The 18,693-nt window shown below is 69.5% G+C and carries 20 protein-coding genes; 11 read left to right on the forward strand and 9 right to left on the reverse strand.

The features are described from left to right. Positions 1–53 precede the first annotated feature (53 nt). Genes dmpG through mhpD form a run of 3 tightly spaced genes read right to left on the reverse strand, consistent with a single transcriptional unit; the run spans position 54 to position 2,904 of the window. On the reverse strand, positions 54–1,127 hold the full coding sequence (gene dmpG, locus ACFWFI_RS26885) for a 4-hydroxy-2-oxovalerate aldolase (protein WP_387394844.1): 1,074 nt from the start codon (positions 1,125–1,127) through the stop codon (positions 54–56). Further along, positions 1,124–2,092: an acetaldehyde dehydrogenase (acetylating) gene (locus ACFWFI_RS26890; RefSeq protein ID WP_387394846.1), complete on the reverse strand. Its 969-nt coding sequence runs from the start codon at positions 2,090–2,092 to the stop codon at positions 1,124–1,126. Before ACFWFI_RS26890 ends, dmpG begins: the two co-directional genes overlap by 4 nt. Next, the gene (mhpD, locus tag ACFWFI_RS26895) at positions 2,089–2,904 is read right to left on the reverse strand and encodes a 2-keto-4-pentenoate hydratase (protein ID WP_387394848.1); all 816 of its coding nucleotides are present in this window, start codon (positions 2,902–2,904) and stop codon (positions 2,089–2,091) included. The genes ACFWFI_RS26890 and mhpD overlap by 4 nt, the downstream gene beginning before the upstream one ends. Positions 2,905–3,154: 250 nt before the next feature. On the opposite strand from mhpD, the gene ACFWFI_RS26900 reads away from it, so the two are divergent. Beyond that, complete coding sequence (locus ACFWFI_RS26900) at positions 3,155–3,760, forward strand: helix-turn-helix domain-containing protein (RefSeq protein WP_387394850.1); 606 nt, start codon at positions 3,155–3,157, stop codon at positions 3,758–3,760. Positions 3,761–3,894: 134 nt separating this feature from the next. Here ACFWFI_RS26900 and ACFWFI_RS26905 read toward each other — a convergent pair whose 3' ends face one another. Beyond that, a complete protein-coding gene (locus ACFWFI_RS26905) occupies positions 3,895–4,740 on the reverse strand; it encodes an IclR family transcriptional regulator (RefSeq protein ID WP_387394852.1) in 846 nt (281 codons plus the stop codon). A gap of 173 nt (positions 4,741–4,913) precedes the next feature. Continuing rightward, complete coding sequence (locus ACFWFI_RS26910) at positions 4,914–5,882, reverse strand: zinc-binding dehydrogenase (protein ID WP_387394854.1); 969 nt, start codon at positions 5,880–5,882, stop codon at positions 4,914–4,916. Positions 5,883–6,267: 385 nt separating this feature from the next. On the opposite strand from ACFWFI_RS26910, the gene ACFWFI_RS26915 reads away from it, so the two are divergent. The 9 genes from ACFWFI_RS26915 (at position 6,268) to ACFWFI_RS26955 (ending at position 14,952) form a co-directional block, all read left to right on the forward strand. Continuing rightward, positions 6,268–7,185 carry a VOC family protein gene (locus ACFWFI_RS26915; protein ID WP_387394855.1) on the forward strand — a complete coding sequence of 306 codons (918 nt, stop codon included), beginning with the start codon at positions 6,268–6,270 and terminating at the stop codon, positions 7,183–7,185. Next, positions 7,182–8,489, forward strand: a complete 1,308-nt coding sequence (locus ACFWFI_RS26920) for an aromatic ring-hydroxylating dioxygenase subunit alpha (RefSeq protein WP_387394857.1) — start codon at positions 7,182–7,184, stop codon at positions 8,487–8,489. Before ACFWFI_RS26915 ends, ACFWFI_RS26920 begins: the two co-directional genes overlap by 4 nt. Then, a complete protein-coding gene (locus ACFWFI_RS26925) occupies positions 8,486–8,833 on the forward strand; it encodes a bifunctional 3-phenylpropionate/cinnamic acid dioxygenase ferredoxin subunit (protein WP_387394859.1) in 348 nt (115 codons plus the stop codon). Before ACFWFI_RS26920 ends, ACFWFI_RS26925 begins: the two co-directional genes overlap by 4 nt. Then, a complete protein-coding gene (locus ACFWFI_RS26930; RefSeq protein ID WP_387394861.1) occupies positions 8,830–10,044 on the forward strand; it encodes an NAD(P)/FAD-dependent oxidoreductase in 1,215 nt (404 codons plus the stop codon). The genes ACFWFI_RS26925 and ACFWFI_RS26930 overlap by 4 nt, the downstream gene beginning before the upstream one ends. Before the next feature lie 142 nt (positions 10,045–10,186). Continuing rightward, positions 10,187–10,750 (forward strand): 3-phenylpropionate/cinnamic acid dioxygenase subunit beta, encoded by a 564-nt coding sequence (locus tag ACFWFI_RS26935; protein WP_387394863.1) that lies wholly within the window; start codon positions 10,187–10,189, stop codon positions 10,748–10,750. A gap of 76 nt (positions 10,751–10,826) precedes the next feature. Continuing rightward, positions 10,827–11,702 carry an alpha/beta fold hydrolase gene (locus ACFWFI_RS26940; protein ID WP_387394865.1) on the forward strand — a complete coding sequence of 292 codons (876 nt, stop codon included), beginning with the start codon at positions 10,827–10,829 and terminating at the stop codon, positions 11,700–11,702. Positions 11,703–11,705: 3 nt separating this feature from the next. Continuing rightward, on the forward strand, positions 11,706–12,596 hold the full coding sequence (gene hcaB, locus ACFWFI_RS26945) for a 3-(cis-5,6-dihydroxycyclohexa-1,3-dien-1-yl)propanoate dehydrogenase (RefSeq protein WP_387394867.1): 891 nt from the start codon (positions 11,706–11,708) through the stop codon (positions 12,594–12,596). Positions 12,597–12,662: 66 nt separating this feature from the next. Then, positions 12,663–14,240 carry an acyl-CoA synthetase gene (locus tag ACFWFI_RS26950; RefSeq protein WP_387394869.1) on the forward strand — a complete coding sequence of 526 codons (1,578 nt, stop codon included), beginning with the start codon at positions 12,663–12,665 and terminating at the stop codon, positions 14,238–14,240. A gap of 166 nt (positions 14,241–14,406) precedes the next feature. Beyond that, a complete protein-coding gene (locus ACFWFI_RS26955) occupies positions 14,407–14,952 on the forward strand; it encodes a GNAT family N-acetyltransferase (protein WP_387394870.1) in 546 nt (181 codons plus the stop codon). A 340-nt stretch (positions 14,953–15,292) separates the two neighbouring features. Here the strand turns inward: ACFWFI_RS26955 and ACFWFI_RS26960 are convergent, their stop codons facing one another. From ACFWFI_RS26960 to ACFWFI_RS26975, 4 genes are all read right to left on the reverse strand, one after another. Continuing rightward, the gene (locus ACFWFI_RS26960; RefSeq protein WP_387394872.1) at positions 15,293–15,796 is read right to left on the reverse strand and encodes an SRPBCC domain-containing protein; all 504 of its coding nucleotides are present in this window, start codon (positions 15,794–15,796) and stop codon (positions 15,293–15,295) included. 136 nt (positions 15,797–15,932) lie between these two features. Further along, complete coding sequence (locus tag ACFWFI_RS26965; RefSeq protein ID WP_387394874.1) at positions 15,933–16,451, reverse strand: SRPBCC domain-containing protein; 519 nt, start codon at positions 16,449–16,451, stop codon at positions 15,933–15,935. 252 nt (positions 16,452–16,703) lie between these two features. Further along, positions 16,704–17,246, reverse strand: a complete 543-nt coding sequence (locus ACFWFI_RS26970; RefSeq protein WP_387394876.1) for an NADPH-dependent F420 reductase — start codon at positions 17,244–17,246, stop codon at positions 16,704–16,706. A gap of 56 nt (positions 17,247–17,302) precedes the next feature. Then, a complete protein-coding gene (locus tag ACFWFI_RS26975; RefSeq protein ID WP_387394878.1) occupies positions 17,303–18,235 on the reverse strand; it encodes an NAD-dependent epimerase/dehydratase family protein in 933 nt (310 codons plus the stop codon). A 135-nt stretch (positions 18,236–18,370) separates the two neighbouring features. On the opposite strand from ACFWFI_RS26975, the gene ACFWFI_RS26980 reads away from it, so the two are divergent. Next, positions 18,371–18,693 (forward strand): helix-turn-helix domain-containing protein (locus ACFWFI_RS26980; protein WP_387394879.1); only part of this gene is annotated, 323 nt, incomplete at its 3' end.

Here is an 18,693-nt window from a genome sequence, read left to right on the forward strand (position 1 = left end):
GCCGCACCCCGCCCCGGGATCCGGCCTCCGCCGGGTGTGACGTGCCAGGTGGCTCAGCCCGCCGCCTTGGCCTCCGCCGCGGCCCTCAGGTCGAGGGCGATGTCCGTGATCATGTCCTCCTGGCCACCCACCATCTTGCGGCGGCCGACCTCCACGAGCACCGCCCGGGTGTCGAGGCCGTAGCGAACCGCTGCGTTCTCGGCGTGACGCAGGAAGCTGGAGTACACCCCGGCGTAGCCCAGCGTGAGGGTCTCGCGGTCCACTCGCACCTCGCGGTCCTGGAGCGGGCGTACGAGATCGTCCGCGGCGTCCATCAGTGGGAACAGGTCGCAGCCGTGGTCCCAGCCCATCAGATCGGCGACCGCGATGAAGGCCTCCAGCGGGGCGTTGCCCGCACCCGCACCCTGGCCGGCCAGGGAGGCGTCCACCCGGGTGACGCCGTTCTCCACCGCGACAACGGAGTTGGCCACGCCGAGCGCCAGGTTGTGATGGGCGTGGATACCGAGCCCGGTCGCCGGGTCCAGGACCTCGCGGTAGGCGCGCACACGGTCGCGCACCCCGTCCATGGTCAGACGGCCACCGGAGTCGGTGACGTAAACGCAGTGCGCCCCGTAGGACTCCATGAGCCCCGCCTGGCGGGCCAGTTCGGCCGGCTCGGCCATGTGGGACATCATCAGGAAGCCCGCGACGTCCATGCCCAGTTCGCGGGCTGCGGTGATGTGCTGGGCGGAGATGTCGGCCTCGGTGCAGTGGGTGGCGATCCGCACCGAGCGGATGCCGAGCGCATGGGCCTGCCTGAGGTCGTGCAGCGTGCCGATGCCGGGGAGCAGCAGCGTGGTGGGCACGGCCTGCTTCGCGGCGTCCGCGACGGCCTCGATCCACTCCCAGTCGGTGTGCGCGCCCACGCCGTAGGTGATGCTGGAGCCGGACAGTCCGTCGCCGTGGGCGATCTCGATCGCGCCGACGCCTGCCGCGTCAAGGGCCGCCGCGATGGTGCGCGCCTGCTCGACGGTGTAGCGGTGGCGTACGGCGTGCATGCCGTCCCGCAGGGTCACGTCCTGGATGTACAGCGGTCCGCGCGGATCCTGCTTCTCCGCAGCCGTGGCGGGGGTGTTCGGGTCGGTCATCGGGATGCCACCTCTACGGAGCGGTGAGCGGCCATGTGCTCCGCGGTGCGCAGCGCGGCCGAGGTCATGATGTCGAGATTTCCGGCGTAGGCGGGCAGGTAGTGGGCGGCGCCCTCCACCTCCAGGAAGGCGGAGACCTTCACTGCGTCCCGGCCGGCTCCGGCGGGCAGCAGCCCGCGCAGCGGGTCGTCGGCGGCGACCCGGTCGAACTGGACCTTCTGCTTGAGGCGGTAGCCGGGTACGTACGCCTGGACGCGGGCGACCATCTCCTCCACGGAGGCGGTCACAGCGGCATCGTCGCAGTCGCCGACGAGGCAGTACACGGTGTCGCGCATGATGAGCGGCGGCTCCGCCGGGTTGAGCACGATGACGGCCTTGCCCCGGGCGGCTCCGCCTACCTTCTCGATGGCTGAGGAGGTGGTCTCGGTGAACTCGTCGATGTTGGCGCGGGTTCCCGGTCCGGCGGAGCGGGACGCGATGGACGCCACGATCTCTCCGTAGTGGACGGGGGTGACCGCGCTGACCGCAGCGACGACCGGGATGGTGGCCTGTCCGCCGCAGGTGACCATGTTGACGTTGGAGGCACCGAGGTGCTCGGCCAGGTTCACCGCCGGGACTACGTACGGGCCGATCGCGGCCGGGGTGAGGTCCACAACGGTCCGTCCGGCGGCCCGCAGCACCCGGTCGTTGTAGCGGTGCGCGCCGGCCGATGTGGCGTCGAAGACGATGCCGACCTCGGCGAACTCGTCCATCTGCAACAGGCCGTTGACGCCTTCGTGGGTGGTGGCGACCTTCAGCCGACGGGCGCGGGCCAGACCGTCCGACTCGGGGTCGATGCCGACCATCGCGGCCATCTCCAGCCGATCCGAGAGCCGCAGCACCTTGATCATGAGGTCCGTGCCGATGTTGCCGGAACCGATCACGGCGACCTTGGTGCGACCGCCGTCCGAAACTGTGCTGCTCAACGCGGGTCTCCCTGCTCAGCGGCGGCGAAGCCGACGCGTACGGAACCGAGACCCGAGATCCGGGCCTCGAAGGTGTCACCGGGTGCGGCGACGGCCATCGGGCCGAGCGCTCCGGTGAGGACGATGTCTCCGGCCCGTAGCGGATCGCCCATGGCGGCGAGCGTGGAGGCGAGCCAAACGGCTGCGTTCAGCGGGCCGTCGAGGCAGTCCGTGCCGTTGCCCTCGGACACCCTTTCGCCGGCCCGGGTCATCGTCATCCGGACCCCGCGCAGGTCCACCGCGCTCAGGGGCATGGGGGCGCCGCCCAGGACGAACAGCCCGGAGGAGGCGTTGTCGGCGATGGTGTCGACGAGACTGATGTCCCAATCGGTCACCCGGCTGTCGACGATCTCCAGGGCGGGCAGAGCGAAGTCCACGGCCCGGATCACATCGGCGACCGTCGACTGCGCGTGCGGCAGATCGGCGCCGAGCACGAGGGCCACCTCGGCCTCCACCTTCGGCTGGAGCAGCCGGCCCGCGGGCACGGTGCCCCCGTCGGCGACCGCCATGTCGGAGAGCAGTGCCCCGAAGTCCGGCCGGTCGACGCCGAGCTGCCGCTGCACGGCCGGTGAGGTCAGGCCGATCTTGCGGCCCACGACTCGCAGGCCGGCGGCGAGGCGCTGTTCGATATTGATGCGCTGGACGGCGTAGGCGGCGGCAACATCGTCGGCGGCGAACAGATCGCGTACCGGAGGACACGGAGTGCTGCTGCGTGCGGCCTCGGCTAGGGCCTTCGCTGCCTGGGCGACGGCGGACGGGACGACGGCGGTCACGGGTACCTCCGGAGGGAAGAGCGGAAAAGCTGCGGGGGAGCGCCTGGAGAGGGGGAGGCGCCGGCGGGTGCGGCACGGCAGCCCGCCAGGCACGTCCCGCACAGCCCGGCACCTCAGGTATAGACGGGGTGCGGAAGGCCCGGCCAAGTCCCGTGCCGCGTCGTGGAACAACCGCAGGAATCCCTTGCCCACTGCACGGATCCCCCGCTCGCCCCGGTCCACCGGGGCTCAAGTGACCTATGGTGGTGCGGTGTCAACAGGAAACACCGTGGTCGCGCGCAATATGCGCATCCTCAGAGAACAGCGAGGGCTGTCACTGGCCGAACTCGCCCGCCAGGCCGGTCTGGCCAAACAGACGCTCTCCAAGGTCGAGATGGGCACCGGTAATCCCACAGTGGAGACGCTGTTCGCGGTCGCGGCGGCCCTGGAGGTGCCCGTGACGCGGCTGGTGGCAGAGCGGGAACAGGTCATGACCGTACGCCGGGGCATGGAAGCCACCTGGCAGGAACAGACCGGTTACGAGATCAGGAGCCTGGACCACGTCTACGGATCTGGTGTCATCGAGAACTATGTGCTGCGGATCCTGGGGGAGGGCCACTCGGAGCCTCACCCCGTGGGCACGCTCGAGCACCTGTATGTGATCAGCGGCCGGGTCAGGGTCGGCCCGGAGGACAGTCCCGTGGAACTGGATGCCGGCGACTTCGTACGCTTCCCGGGCGACCGCCCGCACCTGTACGAGGCCCTCGACGGGGAGAGCGTGGTGCACATCGTGGTGAGCGTGCCGCGAGTCCAGCCGGGCACCGGCGGCGCGCACGGAGCCACCCGGCGCGAGGGCGGCGCGGCTGCCGAGGGCTGATCCCCGCGGGTGAAAACCGGAGGCGTGGATCGCGTCGGCGGCGCGCGGACCGCATCGGTCCGGAACGTGGGAAGGCGTGCGGCCCGGGCGGCCGCGGGGCTCCGACGGGCGCGGGAATCCGGACCGTGCGCGCCTCAGGCGGCCGTCTGCTCCGCCGGTGCCGGGCGGCGGCCCTGTGGACGGGTCCGGTTACCCAGTTCCCTGGCCGCCTCGAAGGCGATCCGTCGTAGCTCCGGTGCGACCCGGGCGGGGGCGAAGCGATCCCGGGCGCCGGAGACCGAGATCGCGGCCACCGGCCGCCCGGCCGCGCCCATGACCGGTACCGCCACGCATGCGACACCCGGCAGGATCTCCTCCCGGTCGTATGCGATCCCCTCACGTCGGACCCGGGCCAGCTCGGCCCGGAAGTCCTCCGGGTCGGTGAGCGAGTGCTCCGTCGGCGCGGACAGCCCCTGCGCGATGGCCAGCTCCGCCGCGTCGTGGTCGAAGGCGAGCAGTGCCTTGCCCACGGCGGTGCAGGACGCGGGCAGCCGTGAGCCGATCCGCGTGGAGGTGCGGGCCCGGCGGTGGCCGTGCAGTTTGTTGACGTACATGACGTCCGTGCGGTGCAGCACCGCGAGATGCACGGTCTCCTGGGTGAGGACGTACAACTCGGTGAGAAACGGCAGCAGCCGGTCCTGAAGCATCAGTGGCGTCGGCCCGTAGACGCGGCGGCCGATGTCGAAGAGCTGGGGGCCGAGCCGGTAGCTGCTTCCGACCCGCTCGACCACGTGGTTGCGCTGGAGAATGCCGAGCAGCCGGAACGCGGTCGACTTGGTGAGCTGGGTTCGGCGGGCGAGCTCGCTGACGCCTACCTCGCGGTCTTCCTCGGCCAGCGACATCAGCAGGGTCAACGCTTTGTCCACCGCGGTTTGCTGTTCCTGCGGGGTACCGGGCTCCGACGGGCTTGCGGCATCGGTGATCGAGCTGGGGTCGAGCATGTTCGCCTCCGCACATTCTCCTGCGACCACGTCAGTGGACGTGCGTCCACTTTAGATGACTGTTTCGGTTGCGTGAACAGCGGAGGATGCCCAGAACGGAGAATGCGGTGCCTTGTATGTCACACGGAGGGACATACAGGGCACCGCCAGGAGGCCGCGACGACGCGGCCCTCTCACGGACGAATGATCACCTTCCCGGTGACCTCGCCGTCGATCATGGCCTGGAAGCCCTCGTGGATGCCGGTCAGCGGGAGCTCCCGGTCGATGCGGGGCCGCACCCCGGCGCTCTCCATGAACCGCAGCAGTGACACGAACTCCTGGCGGGTGCCGCCGGTGGAGCCCAGCACCCGCTGCTGGAGGTAGAAGACGCGGTTCAGATCAGCCGGCGGGTTGGCCCCGCTGGTCGCGCCGGCCACCACCACCGTGCCGCCGGCCCGCAGAGCACGCAGCGAGTGGGCCCAGGTGGCCTCGCCGACCGTCTCCACGACCACGTCGACCTTCTCGGCGAGCCGTTCCCCCGTCGGCACGGCCACGTGCGCCCCCATCTCCAGGGCCGCGTCCAACTTCGCCTTCGACCTGCTGGTCGCGTACACCCGGGCACCGGCGGCCCGTGCCAGTGCGATGGCCGCCGAGGCCACGCCGCCGCCCGCGCCCTGCACCAGCACCCGGTCGCCGGGACGCACCTGGGCCTGGGTGAACAGCATCCGGTACGCCGTCAGCCAGGCCACCGGCAGACAGGCCGCCTCCGCGAAGGACAGCGCGGCCGGCTTGGGAATCAGATTGCGCCGAGGTACGCACAGGTACTCGGCGAATGCTCCGTCGTGCCGCTCCGACAGCAGAGCCCGCCCGGGGTCCAGGGTCTCGTCGCCGCCGCCCGCCTGCGGGTCGCCGATCACCGGGTGGATGACGACCTCGTTGCCGTCCTCGTCGTACCCGGCCGCGTCACAGCCCAGCACCATCGGCAGGCGGTCAGCGGGGTGGCCGACACCGCGCAGCGTCCAGATGTCGTGATGGTTCAGCGATGCCGCGACCACCCGCACCACCGCCCAGCCGGGGGGAGCAACCGGAACGGGGACTTCACGCAGTTCCAGGCCGCTGAGCGGATCGGCGGGGTCCTGGCGTACGGCGACGGCGGCGAGCATCGGTCCTCCTGGGGCAGGGCGGGGCGTCATCGGAATCGGTGCGTAGGCAGGCACCTGCGGGCGGGGCGGGGCGGGCTCGGAATCGTGCGTAGGCAGGCACCTGCGGGCGGTGCGCACCACCGAGCGTTGCCGGACCCGGCATGTGGCGGCCAGCGGTCGTGCCGGGAAGCGGCACGGCCGTCCGGGCACCGGATCAGGCCGTCCCCTGCCCGGACCGGGTGCGCTCCGGGCGCGCGACGGCGTGATCCGGACGTGTTCCACAGGACGGCACAACGCATGGCGACGCAGTCAGGGACGTCGTCTGCTGGATCACGTTCGTACGGACCGACAGCCCGGCCGGTCCTCTCCCGTACACCCCGACCAGCCCCTGAAGGGACGGCCCGTCATGCAACTCAGCGGACTGGGATACTTCGGACTCCGCACCCGGCACGTCGACCGATGGCGCACCTTCGCCGAGGACGTGCTCGGCCTGTCGGCACAGTCCACCGAGGACGGGCTGCGGCTGCGCGCGGACGACCGCGCCTGGCGCATCGCCCTGCACGAGGCGGACACCGAGGAGTTCGGCTACGTCGGCTGGGAGGTGCCCGGCCCCGCCGAACTGGCGGAGGCCGCGGCGGAACTGGCAGCTGCCGGAATCGAAGTGACGCACGCCGACGACATGTTGCTGCGCGACCGCGATGTTCTCGGCCTCTTCCACCTCGAGGACCCCAACGGCGTCCGGGTCGAGATCTTCTACGGCGCCCGCACCGCCGTCACCCCGTTCGTCTCGCCGACCGGCGCCCGGTTCGTCACCGGTGAACAGGGCCTGGGCCACGTGGTGTTCTCGGTCGACGACTACGCCGCGACGCTCCGTTTCTACACGGAGCTGCTGGGCTTCAAGCTTTCCGACTTCTGCGACCTCGGCCGCAAGCGCATCGCGTTCCTGCACACCAACGCACGCCACCACTCGCTGGCCTTCGCCGGACTCGTCATCGAGCCCGAGCGCAAGCCGCGCAAGGACGTCGAGCCGGGCGAGCTGTTCCACTTCATGCTGGAGGTCGACGACCTCGACACCGTCGGCCACGCCTACGACCGCTGCCTGGACGGCGCCGCTCCGATCGCGCTGACCATCGGCCGGCACAGCAACGACAAGATGCTTTCCTTCTACGCGATCACGCCCTCCGGCTTCGAGATCGAATATGGCCACGGCGCGATCACCGTCGCCGACCCGTGGACCGCGACCCGCGTCGACGGCACCAGCCTGTGGGGCCACCGCCGCCCGCCCAGGCCTGCCCCGGCTGCCCAGGAAGGAGCGAAGGCATGAGCATCCTGAACCGAACCGCCGCCCCCTCCGTCGACGTGGGCGAGTACTTCGACATCGACCAGGGTCTCGTCGACCGCGAGATCTTCAGCGACAACGGGCTCTACCAGCAGGAACTGCGCCGCGTCTTCGCGCCCAGCTGGCTGTTCCTCGCCCACGAGTCCCAGTTCCGGAAGCCCGGTGACTTCTTCAGCACGTACATGGGTGAGGACCCGGTCATCGTCACCATGGGCAAGGACCGCCGCATCCGTGCCTTCCTCAACGCCTGCCGGCACCGCGGTATGCGGGTCTGCCGCGCCGACGCGGGCGCCGCCAAGGCGTTCACCTGCAGCTACCACGGGTGGGCCTACGACACCTCCGGCAAGCTGATCAACGTCCCCAACCGCGAGGGATATCCGGCCGACTTCGACGAGAGCCGCTGGGGTCTGACGGAGGTCGCGCAGCTGGACTCGTACAAGGGCCTGATCTTCGCGACCTGGAACCCGGACGCCCCCACGCTGACCGAGGCGCTCGGCGGCATGACCTGGTACATGGACGCCATGCTCGACCGCGACCCGGAGGGCACCGAGGTCATCGGCGGAGTCCACAAGTGGGTGCTGGAGGGCAACTGGAAACTGGCGGCCGAGCAGTTCTCCTCCGACTGGTACCACGTCAACATCTCGCACGCCTCCGCTCTGATGGTCATGTCTCCCAGCGGCAAGGGGCCCAAGGCGGAGATCGTGCAGACCCCGGGCCGCCAGTACACCGACGCGAACGGGCACGGCGCCGGCTTCCCGACGCACCCCAGGAGCCGGTTCGACGACCGGGTCGTGCACCAGCACTACGACTACGACGCACTGCGCGAGCGCCTCGGCAAGGAACGCGTCGAAGGTCCGATGACGACCGGGCACGCCAACGTCTTTCCCAACTTCTCCTATCTGCCGGTCAACGGCAGCATCCGCGTCTGGCACCCCAAGGGGCCGGACAAGATGGAGGTCTGGGCCTGGACCCTCGTCGACAAGTCGATGCCCGACGAGGTCAAGAACGCCCAGCGGCTGTACAACCTGCGCACCTTCGGTCCCACGGGCATCTTCGAGCAGGACGACGGCGAGAACTGGAGCGAGGTCCAGGCCACCGCGCAGGGGTTCATGGCCGGTGGCATGACGCTCAACTACCAGATGGGCATCGGGATGGGGACCGAGGACGGCGTCCACCCCGGCACCACCGGACACCTGTACTCCGACGGGGCCGCCCGTGGCTTCTACGCCCGCTGGCGCGACCTGATGAACACTCCGGCCTGGCACGAGAAGGCAGCTGAAGAACGATGAACACCACCGACAACGCAGTCCGGGTCGCCGCCGTCGGCGACATCGAGGAGGGCGAGGCCCTCCAGGTCGGCGCCGAGGAGACCGGGCACAGCGACGCCATCGCCGTCTTCCACGACGGCGGCGCCTACTACGCACTCGACGACACGTGCTCGCACGGCCAGGCATCGCTCGCCGACGGCTGGATCGAGGACGGCCAGGTCGAATGCCCGCTGCACAGCGCGCGCTTCTGCCTCACGTCGGGCGAGCCGCAGTGCATGCCCGCCACGCTCGCCGCCCGCACCCACAAGGTCGAGGTCCGCGAGGGCGGGATCTGGCTGTACCCCGGTCAGGAGCACACCGCATGAAGAGGATCGCCCTGGTGGGCGCGGGTATCTCCGCGGTGTCCGCCTGCGACGCGCTGCGTTCCGGCGGCTATGACGGCGAGATCGTGCTGCTGAGCGACGAGGAGGGCGTGCCGTACGACCGTCCGCCGCTCAGCAAGGACGTACTGCTCGGCAAGGCCACCGTCCGCGACGATGTGGCACTGCGCCCGGCCGACTGGTACGAGAAGCAGCGCATCGAGCTGCGGCCCGGAACCACCGTGACGGCGCTGCGCCCGGACGACGGAGTACTGGAGCTGGCCGACGGCACCGAACTGACGGCCGACCGGATCGTTCTCGCCACCGGCGGGACCGCCCGGACCCTGCCGGTGCCGGGTGCTGACGACCCCGCCGTGCACACTCTGCGTACGTGGGCCGAGGCCGAACTCCTGCGCTCCCGGCTGACCCCGGGGGCCCGGATCGCCGTCGTCGGTGCCGGGCTGATCGGCGCCGAGACCGCGGCTGTCGCGGCCGGGCTGGGCTGCCGGGTCACCCTCATAGATCCGGTGCCCGTGCCCCTGACCGCAGTCGTCGGACCCGAAATAGCCGGTGCGCTGCACGACCGGCACCGCGCCGCAGGCATCGAGGTCGTCACGGGCGGCGTGGAGCGCATCAACCGCGCGCCCGGTGCCGACGAGGTCACGGTCACTGTCGGCGGTCGCTCCTCGCCTGTCACCGTCGACACGGTCGTGGTGGGCATAGGGATCCGGCCGGACACCTCGCTGGCCGAGGCCGCGGGGCTCACCGTCGACAACGGCGTCGTCGTGGATGCCGGGCAGCGCACCTCGCATCCGCGGGTCTGGGCGGTCGGGGACGTGGCCCGTCGGGCGGACCACCCGGTGCGCCACGAGCACTGGGACGCCGCCCAGCACGGCGGCCGTGCCGCGGCCGCCGGACTGCTCGGCACGGACACGCCCGCCGAACCGGCCTCGTGGTTCTGGTCCGACCGGTACGGCAGTCGCCTGGAAGCCGTCGGATCGATGGCCGACGCCGAAGGGACGGTACGCCGCGGAGACGCGCGGTCCGGGGCGTTCACCGTGTTCGGACTGAGAGAGGGACGGGTGGTCGCCGCCGCTGCGATCGACCGGCCCAAGGACATCAAGGCCGCCCAGCGGCTGATCGCCCGCGCCGTCGCCGTCAGCCCGGAACGGCTCGCCGACGAGTCCGTGGAGCTGCGCGCCCTGCTGCGCGGCTGACCCGGCAACGCCCCGTCCCTCGCCGTCCGGCAGGCCGGCCACAGTCCCTGCCGGACCCGTGCCACGGACCGGCACACCTGCTCCCCGCACCCGCCGCCGTGCGATGGGATAACCGACGCAGCGCGGCCCGCAAGGAGGATCCATGAGCATCCACACCCAGGACTCCGCCGCCACCCCCACCGGTGGTGCGGCGCTGGACGACATGCTGCTCCACTTCGAGGTGCAGCGCTTCTACACGCTGGAAGCCCACCTGCTCGACCAGCACCGTTACGCCGACTGGCTGGAGCTGCTCGCCGACGACCTGCACTACTGGGCTCCGGTACGCAGCAACCGGCTGCGGCGCCAGCAGTCGCTCGCCGACGGCGTCCCCGGCGAAGTCGCCATCTTCGACGAGACCAGGGACAGCCTCGCCTGGCGCATCCGGCGCTTCGACTCCGGAATGGCCTGGGCCGAGGACCCGCCGTCGCGCACCCGGCACCTGATCACCAATATCGCCGTACGCCCCGGTGACGAACCCGGTACGTACGTGGCCGAGTCCGACTTCCTCGTCTACCGCAACCGGCTGGAACGCGAGGTCGACGTGTACGCCGGCGGCCGCACCGACCTGCTGCGCCGCGGCGAGGACGGGGCGCTGCGAATCGCCCGCCGCCACATCCTGCTCGACCAGAACGTGCTGCTCGCCAAGAACATCAGCACGTTCCTCTGACCGCTTCCCCCGGTCCCCACCCCCGTACCACCAGGCAGGCCCACCCCGCCCGCCCCCGCACCCCCGTGGAGTTCCCGTGACGTCCGTCCGTGCACACGACGCCGTAGATCCCGAGATCACCGAACACACCGTCCAGACCTCCCTGGGCCCGATCTCGGTCAGCGAAGCCGGCCAGGGCCCCGTCCTGGTGATGCTGCACGGCGGCGGCCCGGGCGCCAGCGGTCTCGCCAACTACCGGCAGAACCTCGCCGCGCTCACCCCGCACCACAGGGTCGTGCTGCCCGACCAGCCGGGCTTCGGCGGCAGCTACCGGCCGTCCGAGGAAGACCTGGATGCCCGTTCCATCACCGAGATCACCGTGGACGTGCTCCTGCAGACCCTCGACGCCCTCGGTATCGAGAGGTTCCATCTGCTGGGCAACAGCCTCGGCGGTGCGGCCGCGATCGCCACCGCTCTTGCGGCACCCACCCGTGTCGAGAAGCTGGTCCTGATGGCACCCGGCGGTGGCTGGCTGCCGTTCGGCCCGACGCCCACCGAGGGCCAGAAGGCGATGTTCCGCTACTACAACGGTGAGGGTCCCACCGTGAAGAAGATGCGGGACTTCATCCGTGTCATGACGGCCGAGCCCAAGCGCTGGGAGGACACCGTCCAGGCCCGCTACGAGGCCTCTCTCGACCCGAGCCACATCGAGTTCTACCACCGCTACAACGCCGCCTTCGGCAAGCGGCACGGCATGGACCCGCTGTGGCGCGACGCGCACCGGATCAAGGCATCGACGCTCCTGCTCTGGGGGCGTGACGACCGCACTATCACGCTCGATGGCGCCCAGCTCATGCTCAAGCAGATCCGCGACGTCCAACTCCATGTGTTCGGCGGCTGCGGCCACTGGGTTCAGCTGGAGCGGCAGGCCGAGTTCGAGCGTCTCGTCACCGACTTCCTCCAGGAGCGCTGAGCCGTGGCCACCCCCGCACAGACCACCACCCCGGCACAGAGCGCCGCACCGGAACCGGCCGGCCGCTGGCTCGACGGCGACGTCGCCCTCATCACCGGCGGCGCCGGCGGCCTCGGTCGGGCCATCACCCTGCGGTACCTCGCCGAGGGCGCCCGGGTCGCGGTGCTCGACCGGGACGCCGAGCAGCTGGCCGCCTTGGTCGAGGCCGCGGGCGAGCACGCGGAGCGGGTACTCGCCATCACCGGTGACGTACGCTCGACGCAGGACCTGCACGCGGCCGTCGCCGCGGCCGTCGGGCGGTTCGGAAAGCTCGACGTCCTGGTGCCCAACGCCGGGATCTGGGACTACCACCGCAGCGTCACCCGGCTGACGGGCGAGCAGCTGGCCGAGGCGTTCGACGAGATCTTCGCCGTCAACGTCAAGGGCTATCTGCTCGCCGTGGAGGCGGCCTGGCGCGAGCTGGTCGCGACCCGAGGCAGCATCATCATGACCCTGTCGAATTCCTCCTTCCACACCAATGGCGGCGGTCCCGTCTACACGGCCAGCAAGCACGCCTGCCTCGGTCTGGTACGGGAGTTCGCATACGAGCTCGCACCCAAGGTCCGCGTCAACGGTGTCGCCTGCGGCGGCATGCGCACGCAGCTGCGCGGCCCGGAGAGTCTCAACCTCGACGAGCGCAGGATCGAGGATTCCTTCGCCCGTGCCGAGGCCGCGGGCGTGCGTCCGCACGTGCCGCTGTACGAGGCGAGCGTGGAACCGGAGGACTTCACCGGGACGTACGTCCTGCTGGCCTCCCGCCGCAACAGCGGCAACATCACAGGCGCCGTGGTTCCCGTGGACGGCGGCATCGCCGTGCGCGGCTTCCGCAGCGCGGCCGGCGGCGAAGGTCTCTGACCGGCAGCCGCCCACTCCCTCCCTCACCACTATCCGCCGACAGCCACCGAAGGAGCCGCTCGGGTCATGGTCGACATCAGTCCTGCTGCCGCTGTGCAGCGCAGAGCACGGTACGACTCAGTCGCCCCTGCCCTCGTCTACGAGGACCGGACCATCACGGCGGGTGCGCTCGCCGAGACCACGACCAGGCTTGCTGCGGGGCTCGCCGCCCACGGCCTGCGGCGCGGCGACCGGGTGGCGTACCTGGGTCTCAACAGCGCCACTCTGCTCGAGGCCATGCTGGCCGCCGGCCACCTCGGCGCGGTCTTCGTGCCCGTCAACCACCGGCTGGCCGCGGATGAGGTGCGGCACATCCTCACCGACTCGGGCACGCACACGCTGATCGCCGAGGAGAGCCACCGGGCGTTGGCCGAATCGATCCTTTCCGAGATCCCGGTCCGCCGGCCCGTGCTCGTCGACAACGACCCGTCATGCCCCGCGGCCCCCGCACCGCCCGCGGTGTGGACCCTGTTGTCGGAGGTGCTGTCCACCGACGCGAAGCCGCACACCGCAGTGCCGGTGGGGGAGGACGACCTGGCCGCGCTGATGTACACCTCAGGGACCACCGGCCGCCCCAAGGGGGTCATGCTGACCCACGGCAATCTGTGGTGGAACGCGGTCAACGTCGACACCGTGGTCGACACCCGCCCCGACGACGTGAACCTGGCCGTCGCCCCGCTCTTCCACATCGGCGGGCTCAACGCCCTCACGCTGCGAACGCTGACCCGTGGCGGCGTCGTGGTCGTACGGCGCTCCTTCGACCCCGAGCAGTGCCTCGCCGATCTGGTGGAGCACCGAGTCACCAGCATCTTCGCGGTCCCCGCGATGTTCGCCGCGCTCACCCGCGCACCAGGGTTCCGAGAGGCTGATCTGTCCGCGCTGCGCGCGGTGATCGTGGCAGGCGCAGCGGTACCTCCGCAACTCATCCGGGACTACGCGGACTCGCACGGGGTGCTGCTGCAACAGGCCTGGGGTCTGACCGAGACGGCACCGTTCGCCACCTATCTGCCGGCGGCGCTCACCTTGGAGAAGACGGGCTCGGCCGGGATGCCCATGCCGTACACCGAGGTCTGTCTGATGGTCCCGGGCCGGGGCGGCATCATCGACGAGCCGGACGTGCGCGGCGAGATCTGCGTGCGCGGCCCCAACGTCGTCGCCGGCTACTGGAACAACCAGCAGGCGACCGAGGAGGCGTTCGACGACGCGGGCTGGTTCCACAGCGGTGACGTCGGGTACTGCGACCAGGACGGCCACTACTACGTCGTCGACCGACTCAAGGACATGATCATCAGCGGCGGGGAGAACATCTATCCCGCCGAGGTCGAGAGGGTGCTGAGCGCCCTCCCAGGCGTCCACGAAGTGGCGGTGGTCGGTGTCCCCGACCCCAAGTGGGGCGAGACCGTCGTCGCTGTACTCACCTGCGATCCGGATACCGAGCCGACGCTCCAGGAGGTACGCGACTTCGGCTCCGGCCGGCTCGCGCGTTACAAGCTCCCCACCCGCGTGGTCATCGCCACCGAACTGCCCCGCAATGCGAGCGGCAAACTGGTCAAGGGCCGGGTACGGGACATCGTGACCCGGCAGACCGAGCCGACCGCCGACTGACCCACCGGCCGAGCCGTACCCACCGACCGGCCCGGACGTCTCCTCCCGGGCCACGGCCCGCCCGTCCTCCCCGACCGAGGGACGGGCGGGCGTTTCCCCGGTGCGAGCCGTCCCGCTCGACCACCAGTCGCACGCCGGCCCCCCCCACCACGAAGGGTCGCCGCCCATGCCGCTCACCACTGTCGGTCACCTCCCGCTGTCTGTACCTTCGCTCCCCAGCCACATCGACGACTGGTCGCTGCGCCTCACCGGGGCCGGGCCGGTCGCCGGGGCGGTCCCGTTCGGCGCGGCCCCGGCCGGTGCAGCCCGCGCGTACCACGCGAGCACCGGCCACGACGGGGCGTCGGCAGCCCGTGTGACGATCCATCGGGTGCTGAATCACCCTCTACGAGGCTGTTACCCGGTCGGCGCACACGATCTGCTGCTCGAGCTCGTCATCGCCGCACCGCGGCCCCCGTCATTCGTCGACGCCCCGAACACCAGCGCGCTGCTCGAATCCTTGGTCGCCGTGCTCTTCGCCGCTGATCCGTCCTGCCGCCGCATCATGACGGCCCCGGCCGTCGAGGACACCGACGCTCAGGAGCGCTACACCGCCGGGGGCTTCCGCCCGGTGGCCGAAGTCGATGTGCACGAAGGGACCGTCGTCCTGATGGCGATCGAGCCTGTGCAGATCACCACGATCGCCACGGCTCTGGACGAGATGCCGCACTGATGGACCGCGGCCGACGTCCAACTGCAGTCACAGGGCGGGGGAGGCCGGGGACGCGGTGACCCGGCGCGCGGGGTCCTCTCCCACCACCTCAAGGCGGTCCTGGGAACCGTCAGGCCGGTGTTCCACTGCCGACGACCTGGTCTGTGCCGTCCACCGCGCCGGTCACTTCCTCCGCCTCCGTGGCCGGCGGGACCGCGGCACACGGCGGCGTATTGGGACCCCTGACCAGGCATGCCCTCCCTAACGAGCTCGTGCACGGTTAGCGGTGAGATGAGACGTCCAAGGGGTCGGTGGACCCTCGGTGTTCGGGGCGTCCCCCTCGCTCATGCATTTGTGCGGGTCAGGCCGCACGCTTCGCCACTTCCTCCTCTGCGGCACGGGCGAGGCGTTCGACCCAGTCCTGGTGATAGTGGTAGAGCGCCCCGGGATGCTTACGCCCGAGCTCCTCGAGGAAGAAGGGGCCCTGCTGCGTTTCCTCGGTCAGTACGTGACAACCATTGTCCGTGGGTGTGATTACCCAGCCGTGGTACGCGCTCGAACCGGTTTCGTCGCCGTCGACTGTCGTCTCCCACGAGAGCCTGGTGAAGGGCTCGTACTCCGTCACGCTGAGAGTCATTGGGAATCCAACCGTCACCCGGCTGTACTTGGTTCCGAGCACCAGTACCGACTCAGCGCTCAGGATCTTGACGTGATCTTCTGGCGGGAAGTAGCTCGACCAGTTCTCGGCATCGACGAGCAGCTTCCAGACCACTTCAGGCGGCGCCTTCACGTCGATATCGTTGAGCGCGTAGAGAGCTGACAACTTCGGGTCATACCGATCGGGCCAATTCACCTTGTCATACATTGGCTATTATTCCCTTCCGGGCGTTTGGGGAGAACGCCTCAATGCACCAACTGCCGGCTGAGGAGTCTGGATACAAAGGTCCGTTCACCGGGCTGAGTCCAATCTGCTTCGGGGACTTGGTCACTGGCTCCGGCCTTCAGTCGTCCGCTGTACCCGCGAGTTGACCGGCGCGATGTTCACGATCGGCCGCTACCTTGGCGAGCGCCGCGAGAAGGTTCTCGTGCGTGCGCCAAAAGACTTCAGGGTCCTGCTTCGCCAATTCGATCCAGAGCGGACCCTGCATCGTCTCTTCGGTCCAGAGGTGGCTCCCCTTCGGCGTGGGCGTGATGATCCACGCGTGGTAAGCCCTGGATGTTGCCGACGTCGTGGGGTAACCACCCCAGGCGATACGCGTCACAGGTTGGAATTCCTGTACGGATGCGAAGACATCCTGGCCGGCCAGGTTGGTTTCGAATCGAGTTCCGAGCCGCAGCGAGTCATGACCGTCAAGCAGCTCGACATGTTCGACGCCCGGGTAGAAGGTGGGCCAGGTTCGGGGGTCCACGAGCAGGGACCAGATCGTTTCAGGAGAGGCTTCGACCTCGAGTTCGTTGGTGAAGTGGATCGGGGAGCGACTAGGGGTCAAGTCCTCCGGCCAATTTATTGCTTCGAACACGGAAATCTCCAGACATTGGACCGCTCCCTGGCGGGGATGCCCGATCGAGGGAACGCACAAAGAGCACTACTACTTCTCGGTCTTGGGGCGCGCGTCGCATGGTCAGCCGAAGGCGGGAACGCACACAGGTGTATTCGCGACGATGGATGCGCCTCGCCGGGGATTCATCGGGCTGAACGTCCGCATGGCGTGCGGGAACTCCGCTGGTGGACGCCTGTCCTGCGGGCAGAATGGCATGTCCAAGCGCTTCGTTCAGAGTTCGCCGGGAACGGCAAACCGGTAAAACAGGCCGCCGACCGGCTGGATGCCCATGAGCAGCCAGACCGCATTTTCGAAGTCGCGGGCTCGTGAGAGGTCTCCGACGCGCACCGGGTCGTAGCCGGCGTCGCGGATGAGACGCTCGGTGACGTCGAGGGCTCCCTCGTCAGCGACGTACCAGTTGCTCGGCCGCACTCGCTGCTTGCGCACTTCGCCGTACAGGGCTCCGAAGTTCATGTTGAAGCTCTTGGCCACCGGGGCGTGGGTGAAGGACTTCACCTCCTCGGCGTATGACGGAAAGTTGCCATGACGTGCAGGCATGATGTTGGTCGCGTCGATCGCGATCTTCCCCTCGAGCCCTGTCACCTTGCTCAGGGCTTCCGAGATCTTTGCGCCGGGTACTGCAACCAGGACGGCGTCCGCGTCCGAGGCATCCCCGCCCTCACGGCCGAGCTCTTCGACCTCGTGGCCCGCGGCCCTCCACAGGCCGGCCAGTCCGGCGCCGATCATTCCTCTTCCGATCGTGACGATCTTCATTTTGTGTCCTTCCTCAGTTGAACGTCGACGTATGCCGGTTGAACGTGGATGGCGCTTCATGCGCGGCCGGCGGCCACCGAGATTCTGAGGACGTCCAGACCGGCAGCGTGCGAAACAATGGGCTCGTATCCGAGCTCGGCTACCGCTTTGTCCGTCCGCAGGGTGCACTGCTGCCCGAGGAACCATCGAGCGGGAACGGGGATCTCTCGGGCGGCGGTCTCGGCGTCCAGGTCGGGGATCGGGACATCGACGCCATAGATCTCGAACTGGGTCTCCAGGAACTCGCGCAGGGTGACGCGGTGCCGGTCGGTGACGAAGTAGGCCTGACCTGATCGGCCGCGCTGCCACCCGAGCATGAGCCCCTCGACAGCGTTCTCGACGAAGGTGATGTCGGTTGTGTGCCGGCCTCCGCCGATCCAAGCGAACTGCCCCGCCTTCGCCGCCGCAGCCAAGCCTTCGACGAGGAAGCTGTCGGGACCCCAGACGAACCTCGGGCGAATCGATACCGTGGCGAAGTCCGGGGCAGCCGCGTCGAGCACGATCTTCTCGGCCACGGCCTTCACCGCGCTGTAAGCGGCTTCCGAGTCGGGCCGCAGCGGCGCGGTCTCGTCGACGTCCACGAGCGGGGCACCGGCGAGGAGCGCGGCTTCGCTCCCGCAGTGGACGAACCGTGGAACCTGCGCGTAGCGGGCCGCATCGACGGCTGCCTGGGTGCCACGAACCGTCACAAGCTCATGACGCTCCCGATCAGCGGCGATATCCGTCTCGGCAGCGAGGTGGAACACCACATCACTGCCCGTCAGATCGTTCCGCCACGTGGTCGGGTCGGTCAACTCGCCCCGCACCGGCTCCGCGCCCAGCGCCGAGACCCTTGCGGCCGATGTGCCACTTCGCACCAGAACACGCACCGAGTGCCCCTCGGTGAGGAGCCGACGTACCAGCACCTGGCCGATGAAGCCTGAACCGCCGGTGACGAACACCTGTGCCATGAACCTCTCCTTCGCTCTGTGTGAGCCCCCTCGCCTGACTTGAGCGAGAAGGTGTCGTGGATGAGAGCAACAAGGGATCCGGAGAGCTTCCCTTCGCTGCACTCATGGTTCGAAGGTCTGCGATAAGTTTTTTGGATGGCTTCTCTTCGGGCACTGGAGTGCCTTGTCGCGGTCGCGGACTCTGGATCGATCACGCAGGCCGCACTGCTGCTGCATTCGTCGCAACCCGCTGTCTCTCATCAGCTCGCTTCGTTGGAACGCGAGACCCGAACGCTCCTGCTTCGCCGCGAGCCCCGGGGGGTCAAGCTGACTCCCGCAGGTCGTGCCGCCGTCGCGGATGCCAGGCGAGCGATCGAAGCGGCCGCCTCCGCCGTGAGGTCGGCACGTGCAGCGGGTCAAGCGGCCGGAGGCGTCTTGCGGTTGGCCTGTGCGCAGAGCCTCACTGTGCCGCTGTTGGC

Source organism: Streptomyces sp. NPDC060209 (assembly GCF_042728155.1).
Taxonomy (GTDB): domain Bacteria; phylum Actinomycetota; class Actinomycetes; order Streptomycetales; family Streptomycetaceae; genus Streptomyces.